Source organism: Moorena sp. (genome assembly GCF_982860115.1).
The window spans coordinates 15,610-31,365 of the sequence record NZ_CEYLVT010000036.1; the positions used below are offsets into that span (position 1 = coordinate 15,610).

The following is a 15,756-nucleotide window of genomic DNA, read 5'->3' on the forward strand; positions in this document are numbered from 1 at the left end:
GTTACAGGTTGAAGGTTACAGGTTGAAGGTTACAGGTTGAAGGTTACAGGTTACAGGTTGCCAGTTACAGGTTGCCAATTATACATCCGGCTTTCAGTTGTTAAGGCTCTAATCTTCAACCTATCCTACACCGGACCCCTAGGGAGAACAACCATCTAACCTTGGCCTATTGGCCACGCGATCGCGTTCAACCATCTAACCATCTAACCTTCAACCATCTAACCTTCAACCATCTAACCTTCAACCATCTAACCATCTAACCTTCAACCATCTAACCATCTAACCTTCAACCATCTAACCTTCAACCTTCAACCTTCAACCTTCAACCTTGAACCTTCAACCTTGGCCTATTGGCCACGCGATCGCGTTCAACCAACTAACCTTATAACTGTAAAAGGTTACTCTATGGTATAATCTTAAATGACTAAGCCAGAGCGGAGGGCACGGACAGCTGCTTGGGTACGGTCATCCGCACAGAGTTTATTCAAGATATTTCGGACATGAGTTTTGACAGTTCCCACAGTGATATATAACCTTTCTGCAATCACAGCATTGCTGCAACCTTCTACAATCAACTGCAAAACCTCTAATTCCCTTTCCGTTAAAGGATAAGCTTCAATCATTTGATTGTATTCATTGGGAGCAGCATGGATAGCTATCGTTTCACTAGCTTCATTAGGCTGAGTGTTTTTACTTGGTTTGATCTGCTCAAGTACAATTCTGGCAATGGCTGGATCAATCCAAGCATTACCTTCATAGGTCACTTTCAGAGCTTCTACCAATTGATCAAAAGTTATATTCTTCATGCAGTAAGAGTCAGCTCCAGCGGCGAAAGCGGCTAGTACGGCTTCTTCATCATCCTGCAAGGTCAGTACCATAATCTTGGTGGGGAAATCATCCTGTTTAGAATCATCCTGTTTAGCTTGAAACTCTTTGAATTGTCTAGTTAATTCAGTTCCATCCATGTCAGGAAGACCAATATCGACAATCCCGATATCTGGTCTAGATTCCGCGAGTAACTTTAGTCCTTCAGTGGCATTAGCCGCTTCGCCCACCAATTCAATTTCACCGTTTTGTTGGAGGGCTGTTCGCAGACCCATCCGAGTCAGATCATGGTCTTCAATGAGAGCCACACGAATTTTACCCATCATTAACGTCTAGGGGGGTGAGATTTATAGTTTATTGATTTTTAGAGTAACTTTGTAAAGTTTTGGTAAAAATCCTCATTATCTCCACCTATTGGTAGTTGTAGATATTTATGAGTTTGGGATAGAGTTTCCAAAAGAGCATCTCTTGGCAACGATCACTTAAAGTTAGCTGGAATGAAAGCATTTGTCAAAAACTATTACGGTATCAGATATAAAGTTCTTGATAAGTTACAGGAGGTGCGACCCGTGGCGAATTTAATTCGCCAAGTAAGAGCGCACCTATGGGTAGTTACTTATTATAATCTTTACACTTTATGAGTATAAGGGGTTAGTGGTGCCAAAACGACTTGTCATAGGGGTTGGCACGATTTCCCATTCCAACGGTTAGAGGAAATTCTCAACAGGTGCGCGCCCGTTCGCGCCCCGCGTCGGGCTTTGCCTAAAGGCGCGCCGACCCGGGAATTTGATTCTTAATGCAGAAGCGGTGCGACCCCGGCGAGGTTTCCTCGCCAAGGGAACGCGCACCAAGAGAAGCGCACAAACAGCGGAAAGCGGACCTATCGCGTAGCGTAGCCATTTGCTTAGCATGGCCCACAGGCGGATCAAATGCGCTTATTAACTAACGCGCGGTAGCCTAACCCGCAGAAAATGACTAATTCCCATAAATCATACTCTTTATGGTCATCTGCAGAGCATCCTACGAACCGTGATCCAACAGCAGGATAGAATAGGGGGTAAAACCCCATAAAAAATCTATCTAAGGGAGTTTGTTTCTCAGGAAATACCACTGGAAAATTAGCATTGATTCATTGCAATCGGATTGGTTCATGCCCTAGGTCAGTGAAATTACTAATCAAGGGAGTTTTGAGACAAGTATACTCATGCGTAGTCGATGATAATCGACTAGTCAAATGTTCTGGTGATACTACACAACCTTGGGATTTCCTCTACCTAGTCATATCAGTATTTTTACTGAAGCTCTCTGACTAGTACCGAGGTAAGGTAGAAGCCTACAATTTAAAGCGACGTGGAGAGATTGTCAAGTCCTAATGGTTGACTAAATATGCGGAATACCTAAACTGAATCAATATAGTATGCTCAATATAATTAATTAGCCTCGTCAGGTGTCGGTTGTCAGTCAAGAACTGCTACTACCAACTATCCACTAATCATTAGCCAATAACCAATGACAACAGCTCAACCGCTAAATCATGGACGAGATTATCAGACTACTTATCGTAGAGGATGATCAAGTTAACTGCAAAGCCATAATTAAAGCTCTTAACAGAGGGGGTATACCTGTAAAAATAGCTGTTGCAGTTGACAGCAAAAGTGCTAGGTCGATCATCGCATCACGCTGCGCCAACTCTACCCTTACCCAACCGAGTTTGGACTGCATTCTATTGGACTATAACTTACCGGATGGCGACGGATTGACTCTGGTTCAACAAATCCGTGATGCTGGCATTGAAGTGCCTGTGATTGTGTTGAGTAACCAGGGGAACGAGCAAATTAACGAGCAAATTGCGGTTGAGCTGATCAAATCTGGAGCATCGGACTATCTGACCAAAAGCCAAATCTCACCCGAAAAGCTTTTACGTAGTATCTCTAATGCGGTTCGCCTCTACCGCGCAGAACGGGAAGCGCTCATAGCTCATCAGCGGCTGAAAGAAAGCGAAGAACGCTACCGCTTGGTGCTAGAAGGTTCCAATGACGGGATCTGGGACTGGAACCTGATCACTAAACAACTGTATTGTAATGACCGCTTCTATGAAATTACTGGCTTGTCGGCTGAACAGATAGGGAAGTACCACCATAACTTTTCTCCTGATCTCTTATTTAAGTTACTAAATTCCTCAGATCTACTCAAAGTTACTAAGGCGGTGGCTAGTTACCAACAAGATTATCTTGAACTGGATGTAGAATTTCACCTACCCTGTGCTTTTGGAGAAGATCGCTACTGTACTGCTCGTGGCAAAGCCCAGTTGAATGATCAAGGAGTACCATTCCGGATGTCTGGTGTAATTACTGATATTACTCAGCAGAAGCGAGCAGAAGAATCCCAGCGATTTCTGGCGGAGGCTTCTGCTGTACTTTCAGCTTCCCTCGATTACCAGACTACGTTGGAGAATCTAGTGCAGCTGGTAATCCCTCGCTTTGCTGATTGGTGTGCCATTGATGTAGTATCGCCAGTTGATAGCTATCATACTCCCGAGTCTTACCAGCGTCTTGCGGTTGCCCATGTTAACCCAGAGCAAGAGGAGTTGATTTGGAAACTGCACCGTTGCTACCCTCCCCAGGGGGATGAAGAGTATGGGAATGGCAAGGTGTTACGTACAGGTTTTACGGATACCTATTTTGAGGTTTCTGATCAATTCCTAAGTGCTGCTGCTGAGGATCCTGAACATCTCAGGATGTTACAGGCATTGAAAATTAAGTCTTACATTTGTGTACCTTTACGAATGGGTTCACAAATCTTGGGCTCAATTTGGTTTGTCAGGAGTGACTCAGGTCGCCGCTACAATGAGATCGATGTGAAGTTGGCTGAGGATTTAGCTAGTCGCGCTGCCCTAGCCACTGAAAATGCGCGGTTATACCGAGAGGCAAACCAGGCGAGTGATGATCTCAGGCAGGTAATTACGATTCTCAATGAACAGCAACAGCAATTGAGAACCCTACACCAGTTGACTAATCTCCTCAATCAACGGCTGACTAACCTTCCAAATCTGTTGCAAGAAATCGTATCGGAGGTAGTTAAAGCGATTGCTGGGGTTGAATTTTGTTTCATCATTCTGAATAATTCTCTCGGTAAACCTGAAGTCTTGAGGGTTACCGAGGGAATTCATACACAAAAGTTCCACTGGGAAGACATCTTGCCCCTTGAGCAAGGGTTACTATCTCAAGTCTTTTTAACTGGCAAATCTCAGTTAATTCATCCCAAGGGTTGGGATTCGCGGCATCCGGAAGAGGAAGTACCTACAGCTATTTACGCTGTGGCGATTGACTCTGTGCAAGCAGGACGCTTGGGAGTACTAGCTATTGGCAATTGGGAAGACCCAGAGGCATTAGACCAATCAGGTCGGAATCTGCTAGGAGCAGTGGGTGAACAAGCTGCGATCGCAATTGATAATGCTCGCATGATTAATGAACAAGCTGCGATCGCAATTGATAATGCTCGCATGATTAAAGCCTTAGAGGAGCAAGAAGCACGTTTAGAGTTTCAGAACACTATGCTGGCTCGCCAGAATCGGGAACTCGAAAGGAGAGATGCATCCCTCAAGCTACAGAACCTGCAATTGTTGGAAGCAGCACGATTGAAATCCCAGTTTGTTTCTACGATATCCCATGAGTTACGGACTCCCATGAATGCCATTATTGGCTTTTCCCAGCTCCTATTGCGTCAGCGTCAGGGATCCTTGACCCACCAACAAGCAGATATAATCGAGCGCATTGTGAATAATGCTCAACATCTACTGACTCTGATCAAGGATATGATTGACCTGTCCAAAATTGAGGCAGTTTGTCTGGAGTTAACTTTGGAAAGTTTGCATTTGGACAGGTTGATCAAAGAAACCATCAATGAATTCCGTTGCCTAGCCGATCAGAAGGATTTAGGGTTATATATCCAAACCAATTTACAAAATCCCATCGTAATCAATGATAGCCTCCGCCTGCGGCAGATTTTGGCCAATCTGGTTTCCAATGCCATTAAGTTTACCGAAATTGGCAGGATAGAGGTGGTAGTCAAGGAAATTTCCACCGACTGGCTGATGCTCACTGTTAGGGATACAGGAATTGGAATTGCCCAGGATAACTTAGAGCATATTTTTGAGGAGTTCCAACAAATTGATCAAACCACAACTCGCAAGTACTCGGGCACCGGCTTAGGACTGGCGATTACAGAATCTTTAGTCAAGTTGATGCAAGGAACGATTACGGTAGAGAGTAAGCTGGGTAAGGGGTCTACCTTCCATGTCAAGTTTCCTAGACGAGTAAAAGTTTCTACTCCCGATTGTCATGATTGCGATCTACCAAAATCTCAAACCTTAGGTTGTTCGTTTTTGCCCCAGACTCTTAAAGGATTTCGTGCTGGAAGGGTAATTTATTAGCTTACAGGAAAATAATCAGCGACTCAACCAAGCGATCGCTTCTCGAATCCAATCTTCCGCATTCTTACTTTTAGCGACCTGAGCATCCTCACTAATCGCATGGAGTGCTTGAGCGATTTCATCATTTTCATATCCCAAAGCTAACAGGGTCATTTCCACATCTTCCTGAATTCCTGGTGAGAGTCCATTAGCAGATAGTGGGGACTCTACCTCCGATACCTTATGCCATTGAGCCAACTTCGTTTTCAGTTCTAGAGCAATGCGTTCAGCGGTTTTGCTACCCACACCAGGGGTTTTGGATAAGGAACGAATATTACCTGTGACAATCGCTTGGACTAAATTAGGCAATCCCAAGGTGTCCAGTAGTGCGATCGCTAATTGAGCACCAATACCGTTGACACTAACTAATTGACGAAACAAATCCCGCTCAGCGGCTGAAGCAAAACCGTATAGCACCTGTTGCTCCTCCCGGATTTGCAAATGGGTGAAGATTTGCACGGTTTTTTCCGATAAAGCTACGGGCAACTCCTGGGACAAACGGCGAGTGATTTGTATTTCATACCCAATGTAGTTGACATCTAGAATCAGAGTGACGCGATTACCAGTGCTTTTTTGAATGCTAGCTACTGTCCCCTTGAGATAGCTGATCATTTTCTTAATTATTGGCGATCATTAATTACAACTCAAAAAGCTAAAATAATTCAAACCTTCTATTATACCACCTGCACAGTTAGCTTTAGCCAGGTAATGGTAATCGGCTGAGTTGTTTTCGTACCACTGGCGAAGTTCTGGTCGGGCGTTACCCACTATAATTCCTCGGGAAAAGCCAACGCTAAATAAGGCAATGTCATTTCCTGAATCGCCACAAACCACTGTCCGTTCCGACTCAATTCCCCACTGTTGCCGTAAAAACTCTACTGCTAGGCCTTTATCACTATTGCTGGGTAGAATGTCTAAGTCTTTCCCACCACTATAGATCAACTTGAAATTAACACCCCTTCCTTGAAGCTCAGAGTCCAGTTGAGGTAGCACCCTCAAAGCTGCTTCTTCCGTCAGGTGATAGCTGACTTTAAAGGGACGTTGTTCTGATTCTACTTGGGGAATTAAGTCAGGATATTGACCAGCCGTTTCGACAATCATGTCCCGATCCCAGCCTTCAGATAACTTGGAGGACCAGTCTGGATTGGGCGTATCTTGGCCATCATTATCATAAATTTCTGTACCCACAGAGGTGATCAGAGCATCTGGATCAATAAGTGGCTTCTCGGCTTTCAGCTGGTGGTAGGAACTATGGGATCGCCCTGTAGCATAAACGATTCTTGTACCATGTTCTTGGCGATGCTGACTTAGCAGAGGGTTCAGTTTAAGCAGAGCCTCATCATCCCCTACTAGAGTATTGTCAAGGTCAGTTACAAACAGAAATTTAGTCACGAGATGCTAAGAGGTTCGGGTATTGCCTTATTGTCCTACATAGTTGGGTTAAAAATGCGCTTTGGTTAATCGCGTTTTGGCTACAATTGAAATAGCTATATCCCCTGGTACCAAGCGCAATCCCTATGACGAACGAGAGTTAGACATTTATGGCTCATCTCAACCAACGCCGCGCTCAAAATATCACTGGTGACTTTTACGTCGATAGCAGCTGTATTGATTGTGATGCCTGCCGTTGGATGACTCCGGAAGTGTTCCATCGTGCTGATCAGCAGTCTGCCGTTTATCATCAACCTGCTAATGAGACAGAACGATTGAGAGCTCTTCAAGCCCTATTATCTTGTCCCACCTCTTCTATTGGTACTGTTGATAAACCTAAAGAGATTAAAGACGTTCAGCAGAGTTTACCCATCCCAATAGCAGACAATGTCTACCATTGCGGCTACCATTCAGAAAACTCCTACGGTGCTGCTAGCTACCTTATCCAACGCCCCCAAGGCAATATTTTAATCGATTCTCCCCGCTTTACACCACCACTGGTCAAACGTCTAGAGGCAATGGGTGGGATTCGTTACATGTACTTGACCCATCAGGATGATGTGGCAGATCATCACAAATACAGACAGCATTTCCAGTGCGAACGCATTTTGCATAGAGATGACATTACCACTGATACCCGTGATGTGGAAATTCCGCTCACTGGTTCTGAGCCTTATCCCTTAGACAAAGACCTGTTGATTATCCCAGTTCCTGGTCACACCAAAGGTCACACTGTTCTACTGTACAAGAACAAATTTCTCTTCACCGGTGACCATCTTGCTTGGTCTGATCAACTTCAGCAACTGATTGCCTTTCGTCGCTACTGCTTCTACTCCTGGAAGGAATTAATCAAGTCAATGGAGAGGTTAACCAACTACTCCTTTGAGTGGGTATTACCAGGACATGGACGCCGGTATCATACTGATCTTCAGACTATGCAAGATCAGCTGAACCAGTGTCTTGTCTGGATGAAGCATCAAGGATGAAGCATCAAGGATGAAATTAAGTTACTACCTAAAATCTTCCCCCTCATCCCTTTGATGCCCCTACTTTGGGAAAACATACCCAAGTCTTGGGTTGATCCCTAATTACGATCACATTTCAGCCATCCAACCAATCACTCTAGCTCAACACTTTTGCCAAAAGGTTTTTGATCTCGTCCCCACCTTGGCTTTGAACGAAAGAGAGGACAATCGGTAGAAATTTGGAAATCATATCACTCTCCATTTTTAGTTGAGAAAAACCTCCTGCCAGGGTAGCTAGAGTGCCTAATTGTCCAAGCCCACCACCCCTTGATGCTGCTAATCCTCCCAAGGCTCCCATTATGCCACCACTTTTTGGTGCTGCTTGGAGCAAATCATTTATCCCTGGAATATATTGCGCTACTTGGGCAAAACTCTCATCTCCCAGCTTGTCCTTTGCCAGTTGGAAAATAAGTCCAGCTCCGCCTTGGGCTTGATTTTCTTGCACTCCCAGGTTTTCAGTTAACAGTTGAATAAGTTCCATAGATGCTCTCTTATTCGATTGCGATATCGTTGCCGCCTTAATTTAACATCCGATAGCAAAAATAATCATTTATTTACATTATTTTAAGATATTTATCTATCACTAGTTAGAGTTTATCTTTTTTAACACAATCTCTAACATTTATACACAACTAGTTACTTAAAGCAGTAAGTAAGTTACTTTTTGGGCTATAAGCTATCTAAAGTTAAGGGTTAAGGAAATTAACAAAAAATTAATCATTAATCTATAGTAATCTGATTGGATTCGTGAACAGTAACAGCTTTTAATCAGGAGTCAGGAACTATCAGAGTCAGGGGGATTTTCAAGAAAAAATTGCTAAATTACATTTACTAGATTACATTTAATTACAGGAAACCGCTCGAATCTTAGCTAAATTACTAAAAAATCTAAAGTATTGATAATATAAATAAAAGATCGCGCTTAAGCTGAATAATTGTTTTCCAAGTTACGTAAAATAAAATCCAGAAGTGCGCTTGACCGTGGCGAATTTAATTCGCCACGGTCAAGCGCACCTAATAGACTTTGACCTATCTGGAGGTTTCTATGGTCAGCTACGCATCACCAATGGGAATGGGAGTTAAGTTAACAGCTAACCCAGGGGATAGAATTGCCACTGAACCCCAAACTATTGAGGAAAAAGCGAAGCAGGTTGCTGTCGATACGATTGATATTACAGGGGATCACATCAAAGTTCCCACTTACTTCATAGTGAAATACCCTGATGGTGACACCAAGGCACTACACCATGTCAAGGATGCTGAAGCAATTTCCGATCTGATCCGGCAGATGCAACTTCAGCAACAAGAGTGGCCTCAAGAATCAGAGGAAGTTAAACATTGGTTGAACCTACCTGGTATGCTTCTGATATTGGCTGGTTTCTTAATGACTTCTATTGTCCTAGTCGGTATTTTCTAGCTACCCTAATCCTGCACGATTGACACTCCCCGGCCTAAAGGCGCGGGGATTCTTCGCTCAACGACCCGACTTGCTGAACCTGGCCGGAACCAAGAACAGTAGAGGCCAGATCTCCGGAAGAGTTCGGATCTATGATCCAGGTTCCGGTGTGCCCCACCGTACCCAAGGCTCTTTTTAAGATATTGATTGCGGCGTTGTGATCTCGGTCTAGTTCACAGCCACATTCGCAGACGTGAGTTCTGGTTGACAGTGACTTCTTTACTACCTCGCCGCATTCTGAACAATTTTGGCTTGTATAGGCAGGGTTTACCGCAACGGTGACTCTACCAAACTTCTGACCAAAATGCTCTAACCATTTTCTAAATTGATACCAACCTGCATCGTTAATAGATTTAGCTAAACAATGGTTTTTACCCAAATTTTTGACTCTTAAATCTTCATAGGCGACCAAGTCGTTAGACCGGATTACGCAACGTGCTAGTCTCTTAGCATGTTCTTCACGCTGCCTACTTATTTTAAGATGCTGTCTGCCTAATTTATTAACGGCTTTCTTGCGGTTAGATGAGCCTTTATTTTTGCGAGATACTCGGCGTTGATAAAACTTTAGACGCTTTTCTCCTGTTCTATAAAAACGTGGATTAGGTTCGGTGTTGCCTTTAGAGTCGGTATAGAATTCTTTCAGCCCTACATCTAACCCTACAGTGGCATCAACTGGATCTAGTTGTTCTTTTACATCGACAGAGATGCAAAACTGAACATAGTAGCCATCCGCCCTTTTTACAATGCGAACCCGTTTGATTTGCTTTTTGTCGAAACGCCACAAATCCCAGGTACCTTTAAGTTTAAGCTTTCCGATTCCTTTCTTGTCACTGAAAGTGATTGACTTTGTGTCAGAAGAAAGTTTCCATCCTGATTGCTTATACTCAACCGACCTACAGTGTTTCTGAAAACGGGGATAGCCTTTCTTGCCAGGTACTTTTTTCTTGCAGTTTTCAAAGAAGCGAGAAATTGATGACCATGCTCTTTCAGCCGCAGCTTGTCGAGCAGTAGAATTTAACTCATTGGCAAAAGGGAATTCTTTAGCTAGTATCTTGCAGTACTTGCTAAGGTCGTATTTCCCTGTCCCTTTGTTATCCATCCATAAACGAATGCAGCTATTACGGATAAATTTAACCGTCCGAATTGCTTCGTCTATTGCTTGATATTTATGGGGCTTACCGTATGCTTTAAGCTCTACTATGATCATCAGAACTCGACCTCTTCTATGATAGTCTTACGCTAACACGTCCAGCGAAAACTGTCAAGTTATAATTCAATCTTTTTCACGGCGACTAAAGTCGCGCTTACACTTTCATCCCCGGTCTTTAGACGCGGGGCTTTCAGTGTTTGGTTTTCTAGTAATCATGGGTAATGAGTGATGAATGATGAACCTCTGACTATAACTAGGGTTTTATCATTCATCACTCATCGTTGATCATTTTCAGATTAGATGCCATGGCTTCGATTTTTCAGTTACCTCACCATCATTTGAGGCGGTGTTGTGCGCCACAATTGCTCTAAACCAACTGCTGGCATAGTTAGATACAACAGATCACCAGCGGCTAGGTTAAGTTCCAATAAATCCCAGCCATGAATGGTTTGATACTTAGTTTCTACATACAGTGGCACAAAGTCAGCAGATCTGGCAGCATCTTTAACACGGCGTCCACAGAAGGGATGCTCGGTGGTAATCTTAGTGGCTAAGGCAACCCAAAGGGTATCGCCAATCATACCATTGCCTAACACTTGTCCACCTAATGCCGCAGCTGCAAAGGAAGGAGTGGCTAGTTCTATCGGAGACAATACTGCTTCAAATTCAAACACTTGCTGTACCATATGGGAAAAGTGGGGGTCTTGATTGCGGACAACCACTGACAATTTTGAAGCTAGACTTTTGGCACTTAGAGCAATTTCTAAATTGGCTGTATCATCACTAGTGACTGCTAACAGGGCTTCCGCACGTTGGATGTGTGCTGCGGTGAGTGTAGCAGGTAAACTGGCATCTCCGTGAATGACTGCAATACCAAGAGAACGAACAATGTTCAGGAAACGATTGTTGGGGTTACTTTCAATCACCACCAATTCATGGCCTTGGGCATGAAGTTGGTAGAGGATTTGGAGTCCTACATTTCCCAGTCCACATACAACGTAGTGATTTTTGTAGGGAACTCTCGCAGCATCCCAAAACTGTTTGAGTCGGGTACCTAAGACAAAATCGTTTAGCAGAGCATAGCAAATCCCAATCACACCAGCCCCTACTAACATCATCACAGCAGTAAATACCTTAATACTGTCCGGGGACTTTTCTGCTACTTCTTCTTGACCACCAGCACCCGTAATCATACCCACAGAAAAATATAGAGCATCAACAATAGAGGTTTCTAGGTTGACACACACATAAGTTAATGTGGCCGTAAAAATTATCAGAAGTAGGAAAAGGGTCACTACTAACATTGGTTGAGCATGATGCTGGAACTGTTGAAAGTTTGTGAAAACTTTCAACAGTTTCTGTAGCCAAGATTGGCGTTTAGGACGAAACCGAGGCTGAGTACCAATAATTAAGCGATCGCCAGGTTGTAACTGTTTCCCCTGAACTACTGCGGAAACTAGATCTAAGTTCGAGTCCATGGGTAGGTAGTAGATCAACATTCGCGTACGCTCATCCCACAGGTCACTCAACTGTGTTCCCATCCAAGGGTGGCTTTCGGTGATAATTTCTTCGTGTATCGGCCAGGTTTGATTGTATAGCTTGAGTTGCCCAATCGCTTGATTCCCCATTGCTGCGAAGGCAAATACCGGTGCTGCTAGAGAAGAAACACTCATGCTGACATGATCCGGTAGGGTCTGATCTAAACGAGTACCCAGGCTGCTATTAAACAATCGGTTAACGATCCGAATCCGGGGATTAATCACTCGTGCCTGAGTCAGGATTGCCAGATTGAGAGCATCGTCATTACAGGCGAGAACTAGGGTTTGGGAATGTTCGAGTCCAGCGGCAAGTAGGGTAGAAACAGCCCGCAAGTCTCCAATAATAATATTGTTTTCGTCACCAGGCATTACTCTGTTGCTGATGCCAACAACAGCTACTCCCTGCTGCTTCAGTAAGCGGAATATTTTGTATCCAGTGCGACCCAAGCCACAGATAATGATGCGGGGTTTCATTTGTCAACCTTGTTGACCGAAATAATTGTTGTCGTTTTGCATCTAGCTAAGTGTTCTTTTACAATTCTTATCCAAGATAGCTCAAAGAACTGTAGCCGAAGACACTGCTGCTGGGAAAGAAAGGGTAAAATCTCGCTCCTTTAGCGATTGAGGTAAGCTCGCGCATACCGATTAACCATTACCCCTGCTCCTCTGCGTGCCTGCTTCGCAAGCCGATTCAATATATAAATTAAAATAAAATCAATAAATTAGATATATAAATTAGATGATGTAGATGCCTCACAGCTTATCACTCCCTCGACCCGTAACCCCCTGATCACTTGATCTTTACAGGAACTGGCTATAAATATCTATCAAGGTGTACTAGGAAAGGGGTAGCCTTTCAATGGCTGGAACCGTGTATTGACTTAATAGGGCAACCTCCTGCTCGTATATGAACTCACTGTAGTCAGCTAGATTGTCCAGCCCCAGAAAGTTGAGGATGATCTCAGCTGCTAGCCAAATTGTTATTCTAACCAATAACTGCCGCCATCGTATTATCATTGCATCAGACCTCCTGAGTATAGGTGAGGGAGGTTAGGTTTATAGTTGTAATAATCTGTTCAATTAAGTTATCAGCCTCAATTTTGTCTTTTATGCGCGCCCTAGGTCGCAATTCCGTCCCGGTGTGCTTACAGTCGTCGAATTAAATTCGCCACGGGTCCCACACCTCAGGAAGCTAGTTACAGTCTTGAATACTGATGTGGGTGATTGTGTTGGCAAAATGTTGAATTTGTGTATAACTCGCAAAACTTACGTCAACGAACAGTCCCGGTGTGCTTACAGTCGTCGAATTAAATTCGCCACGGGTCCCACCCCTTGGTGAACGATGCGTTATAAGCTATTTTGGGGCAGATAAACTAGGATTTAGGAAAGAGGCAGCAATGGGATATCACGTTATTTACGATGGCGACTGTAATCTTTGTGTGACTCTGGTACAGCTATTAGAAAATCTGGATCAGGGCAAGCTATTTAATTACATACCCATGCAGGATAAAGAAGCTTGCGGCAAATTACGGGTAACACCTCTCGAGTGTGAGATGGGTATGATTTTGATCGATGCTTCTTCTGATGATTGCCGATGGCAAGGAAGTGATGCCGCTGAAGAGATTGGGCGTCTATTGCCATTGGGTAATATCTTTGTATCGGCTTATCGGGCAATGCCTGGGGTGAAGTCGTTAGGCGATCAGGTTTACGAGCAGATTCGGGATAATCGTTACACTTGGTTTGGTAAGCGTTCTACTACGTATAAATCGGTTTACCCAGTAGGTTGCAAGGCTAATCCCAGTTGAGGCTAGACTAGAGACTCAATCAACTTTTATCCACGCTTCTTGTAGGAATAAACACACCATCCCCTATTATAAACTGTGGGGATAACCTTAACCTATAGGAAAGTTCAATGTAATGTATTAAAATACTTATTTTCCTGGACTAATCATCTGATCGTGATGGGTTTTGCATCACGGAGATTGTTCCATAGGAATAGTTATATCAATACCATAAACGGCAATTGAGTGATATTCAGCCATGTCGATCGAAAAACTTAAGCCTGCCGACAAAGGAGCTGTCGGGATTTATGTTCCCTACTACCAGGGTAATAAACGCAATCTTTTACCTATAGCAATTAGCCTGTACCAACAAGGGTCTTTGGAAGGTCGTCGCCAGATAGAAGGCGGTGATAGTATTCCCTTCGTTGCTACTTGGTTTGTATCTAATCTTCCTTCGGAACTAACTCGTTGCCGATTACAATTTGATGGTAACGCGGATCTCAGTTACGAACTGACTATGCAAAATTCTGAGTTTGTGAATTACTTAATCGAAGTGATTATGAACTTTAAGCGATCGCGTATAACGGATTTTTCCAAGGCATTCTACCGCAAACTGCTACGCATTGATGAATAAACAACCAGTTTTTTAGCCAGTTTTCTAGTTATAGGAGTGTAAATAAGGGGTGGCAAAATCCGCTAAGTATTTACTAATTGGGTCAACAGAAGCTTACAGCGGTAAGTCAGCAACGATCCTAGGAATTGCCGATCAACTGCAAGCAAAAGGGATAACGATTGCCTACTGTAAACCACTGGGTACCTTTTTGAGTACCAATCAAGGGTCAACGATAGAGGAAGATGTCCAGTTTATTACTGACATACTTAAGTTGCCAGAGAACATGGTGCGATCGCCTTTGCTGTTTATGGATGCTGAAACCATTGAAAAACGCTTGGGAGGACAAGACTCAACCGATTACCGTCAGTCTCTTCAAGACTATCTCCAATCACTCAGTAGTGATGTAATTTTGGTGGAAGGAGCAGCAACCTTGAGTGCGGGTACTGTGTTTAACTTATCATTACCAAAAGTTGCTCAGACAATTAATGCTGCTGTCTTGTTGGTGGCTCGTTTTCACTCGGTTTTACTAGCAGATACGTTGTTATTTGCTAAGCAACGTCTGGGAGAAAGCTTAGTGGGAGTTTTAATTAATGATATTCCCCAAGAGAAGCTATCAAGGGTAAAAACAACATTGAAACCGTTTCTGGAACGGCAAGAAATCCCAGTATTGGGAATGCTGCCTAGAAATAATCTGTTGCGCAGTGTTAGTGTTCGGGAACTAGTACATCAGTTGCAAGCTAAAGTGCTATGCTGCCCTGACCGCTTGGATTTGATGGTGGAAACCTTGACCATTGGGGCGATGAATGTCAATGCTGCTCTGAAGTATCTACGAAAGGGCGTTAATATGGCGGTGGTGACGGGAGGCGATCGCCCAGACCTTCAGATGGCTGCTCTAGAAACCTCAACCCACTGTTTAATCCTCACCGGTCAAGTTCAGCCTCAATCAGTTGTTCTCAGACGTGCTGAAGAGTTTGAAATTCCAGTACTTTCCGTTGATTTAGACACCCTCACTACTGTTGAGATTATTGACAATTCTTTTGGTCAAGTACATCTCCATGAAGCAATTAAGGTGGAGTGTATGCAACAGATGATGAATGAATATTTTGACATTGAGCGGTTGATAAAGCTGCTTGGTTTGAAACCAGCTTTATAGATGCATTAGTTGAAGGGTAAAAGGTTAGAAGGTTGTTCGCCCTTGGCGATTTGGTATAGGGTAGGTTGGCAGGTTGGCAGGTTGGCAGATTGGTAGGTTGGCCGGTTGGCCGGTTGGTAGGTTGGCCGGTTGTTCGCCTTTGGTGTTCGGTGAAAGGTAGGTTTGCAAGTTTGCAAGTTTGCAGATTGGCAGGTTGGCAGGTTGGCAGGTTGGCAAGTTGTTCGCCTTTGGCGTTCGGTGAAAGGTAGGTTAGCAGGGAGCGCAAGTTAGCAGGGAGCGCAGGTTGGCAAGTTTAAGGTTAAAACGTTCAATT

12 protein-coding genes are annotated in these 15,756 nt (G+C 43.8%); 6 read left to right on the forward strand and 6 right to left on the reverse strand.

From position 1 onward, the window contains the following. Window positions 1–416: 416 nt before the first annotated feature. Window positions 417–1,148 (reverse strand): response regulator, encoded by a 732-nt coding sequence (locus tag AC4II3_RS08900; RefSeq protein WP_488011167.1) that lies wholly within the window; start codon window positions 1,146–1,148, stop codon window positions 417–419. A gap of 1,211 nt (window positions 1,149–2,359) precedes the next feature. Here AC4II3_RS08900 and AC4II3_RS08905 point away from each other — a divergent pair. Continuing rightward, window positions 2,360–5,257 carry a GAF domain-containing sensor histidine kinase gene (locus tag AC4II3_RS08905; protein ID WP_488011158.1) on the forward strand — a complete coding sequence of 966 codons (2,898 nt, stop codon included), beginning with the start codon at window positions 2,360–2,362 and terminating at the stop codon, window positions 5,255–5,257. Window positions 5,258–5,272: 15 nt separating this feature from the next. Here the strand turns inward: AC4II3_RS08905 and ruvA are convergent, their stop codons facing one another. Continuing rightward, a complete protein-coding gene (gene ruvA / locus AC4II3_RS08910; RefSeq protein WP_488011160.1) occupies window positions 5,273–5,908 on the reverse strand; it encodes a Holliday junction branch migration protein RuvA in 636 nt (211 codons plus the stop codon). Window positions 5,909–5,929: 21 nt separating this feature from the next. Then, window positions 5,930–6,688 carry a sucrose-phosphate phosphatase gene (locus tag AC4II3_RS08915; RefSeq protein ID WP_488011162.1) on the reverse strand — a complete coding sequence of 253 codons (759 nt, stop codon included), beginning with the start codon at window positions 6,686–6,688 and terminating at the stop codon, window positions 5,930–5,932. A gap of 149 nt (window positions 6,689–6,837) precedes the next feature. Between AC4II3_RS08915 and AC4II3_RS08920 the strand changes: the two genes are divergently transcribed. Continuing rightward, a complete protein-coding gene (locus tag AC4II3_RS08920) occupies window positions 6,838–7,713 on the forward strand; it encodes an MBL fold metallo-hydrolase (protein ID WP_488011163.1) in 876 nt (291 codons plus the stop codon). A 136-nt stretch (window positions 7,714–7,849) separates the two neighbouring features. Here AC4II3_RS08920 and AC4II3_RS08925 read toward each other — a convergent pair whose 3' ends face one another. Then, window positions 7,850–8,260, reverse strand: a complete 411-nt coding sequence (locus AC4II3_RS08925) for a DUF2780 domain-containing protein (protein WP_488011169.1) — start codon at window positions 8,258–8,260, stop codon at window positions 7,850–7,852. Window positions 8,261–8,797: 537 nt separating this feature from the next. Here AC4II3_RS08925 and AC4II3_RS08930 point away from each other — a divergent pair. Next, entirely contained in the window at window positions 8,798–9,169 is a 372-nt protein-coding gene (locus AC4II3_RS08930; protein WP_488011165.1) for a hypothetical protein, read from the forward strand. A 34-nt stretch (window positions 9,170–9,203) separates the two neighbouring features. Here the strand turns inward: AC4II3_RS08930 and AC4II3_RS08935 are convergent, their stop codons facing one another. Together AC4II3_RS08935 and AC4II3_RS08940 are read right to left on the reverse strand one after the other, a co-directional pair. Continuing rightward, a complete protein-coding gene (locus AC4II3_RS08935; protein ID WP_488029170.1) occupies window positions 9,204–10,415 on the reverse strand; it encodes an RNA-guided endonuclease InsQ/TnpB family protein in 1,212 nt (403 codons plus the stop codon). Window positions 10,416–10,681: 266 nt separating this feature from the next. Next, the gene (locus AC4II3_RS08940; protein WP_488013565.1) at window positions 10,682–12,370 is read right to left on the reverse strand and encodes a potassium channel family protein; all 1,689 of its coding nucleotides are present in this window, start codon (window positions 12,368–12,370) and stop codon (window positions 10,682–10,684) included. Between the two features lie 923 nt (window positions 12,371–13,293). Between AC4II3_RS08940 and AC4II3_RS08945 the strand changes: the two genes are divergently transcribed. The 3 genes from AC4II3_RS08945 to AC4II3_RS08955 all read left to right on the forward strand — a co-directional run bounded on the left by AC4II3_RS08945 (window position 13,294) and on the right by AC4II3_RS08955 (window position 15,443). Continuing rightward, a complete protein-coding gene (locus AC4II3_RS08945; RefSeq protein WP_075899731.1) occupies window positions 13,294–13,701 on the forward strand; it encodes a thiol-disulfide oxidoreductase DCC family protein in 408 nt (135 codons plus the stop codon). A 235-nt stretch (window positions 13,702–13,936) separates the two neighbouring features. After that, complete coding sequence (ebsA, locus tag AC4II3_RS08950; RefSeq protein WP_293087372.1) at window positions 13,937–14,311, forward strand: type IV pilus biogenesis protein EbsA; 375 nt, start codon at window positions 13,937–13,939, stop codon at window positions 14,309–14,311. 49 nt (window positions 14,312–14,360) lie between these two features. Further along, window positions 14,361–15,443 carry a phosphotransacetylase family protein gene (locus AC4II3_RS08955; protein WP_488013562.1) on the forward strand — a complete coding sequence of 361 codons (1,083 nt, stop codon included), beginning with the start codon at window positions 14,361–14,363 and terminating at the stop codon, window positions 15,441–15,443. Window positions 15,444–15,756: the final 313 nt, after the last annotated feature.

What these genes read in the sequence shown, in the direction of transcription:
- AC4II3_RS08905 (WP_488011158.1), top strand. Translation starts at nt 2,360, where the DNA reads ATGGACGAGATTATCAGACTACTTATCGTAGAGGATGATCAAGTTAAC.
- AC4II3_RS08930 (WP_488011165.1), top strand. Translation starts at nt 8,798, where the DNA reads ATGGTCAGCTACGCATCACCAATGGGAATGGGAGTTAAGTTAACAGCT.
- AC4II3_RS08945 (WP_075899731.1), top strand. Translation starts at nt 13,294, where the DNA reads ATGGGATATCACGTTATTTACGATGGCGACTGTAATCTTTGTGTGACT.
- AC4II3_RS08935 (WP_488029170.1), bottom strand. Translation starts at nt 10,415, where the DNA reads ATGATCATAGTAGAGCTTAAAGCATACGGTAAGCCCCATAAATATCAA.
- AC4II3_RS08920 (WP_488011163.1), top strand. Translation starts at nt 6,838, where the DNA reads ATGGCTCATCTCAACCAACGCCGCGCTCAAAATATCACTGGTGACTTT.
- AC4II3_RS08900 (WP_488011167.1), bottom strand. Translation starts at nt 1,148, where the DNA reads ATGGGTAAAATTCGTGTGGCTCTCATTGAAGACCATGATCTGACTCGG.
- ebsA (WP_293087372.1), top strand. Translation starts at nt 13,937, where the DNA reads ATGTCGATCGAAAAACTTAAGCCTGCCGACAAAGGAGCTGTCGGGATT.
- ruvA (WP_488011160.1), bottom strand. Translation starts at nt 5,908, where the DNA reads ATGATCAGCTATCTCAAGGGGACAGTAGCTAGCATTCAAAAAAGCACT.
- AC4II3_RS08940 (WP_488013565.1), bottom strand. Translation starts at nt 12,370, where the DNA reads ATGAAACCCCGCATCATTATCTGTGGCTTGGGTCGCACTGGATACAAA.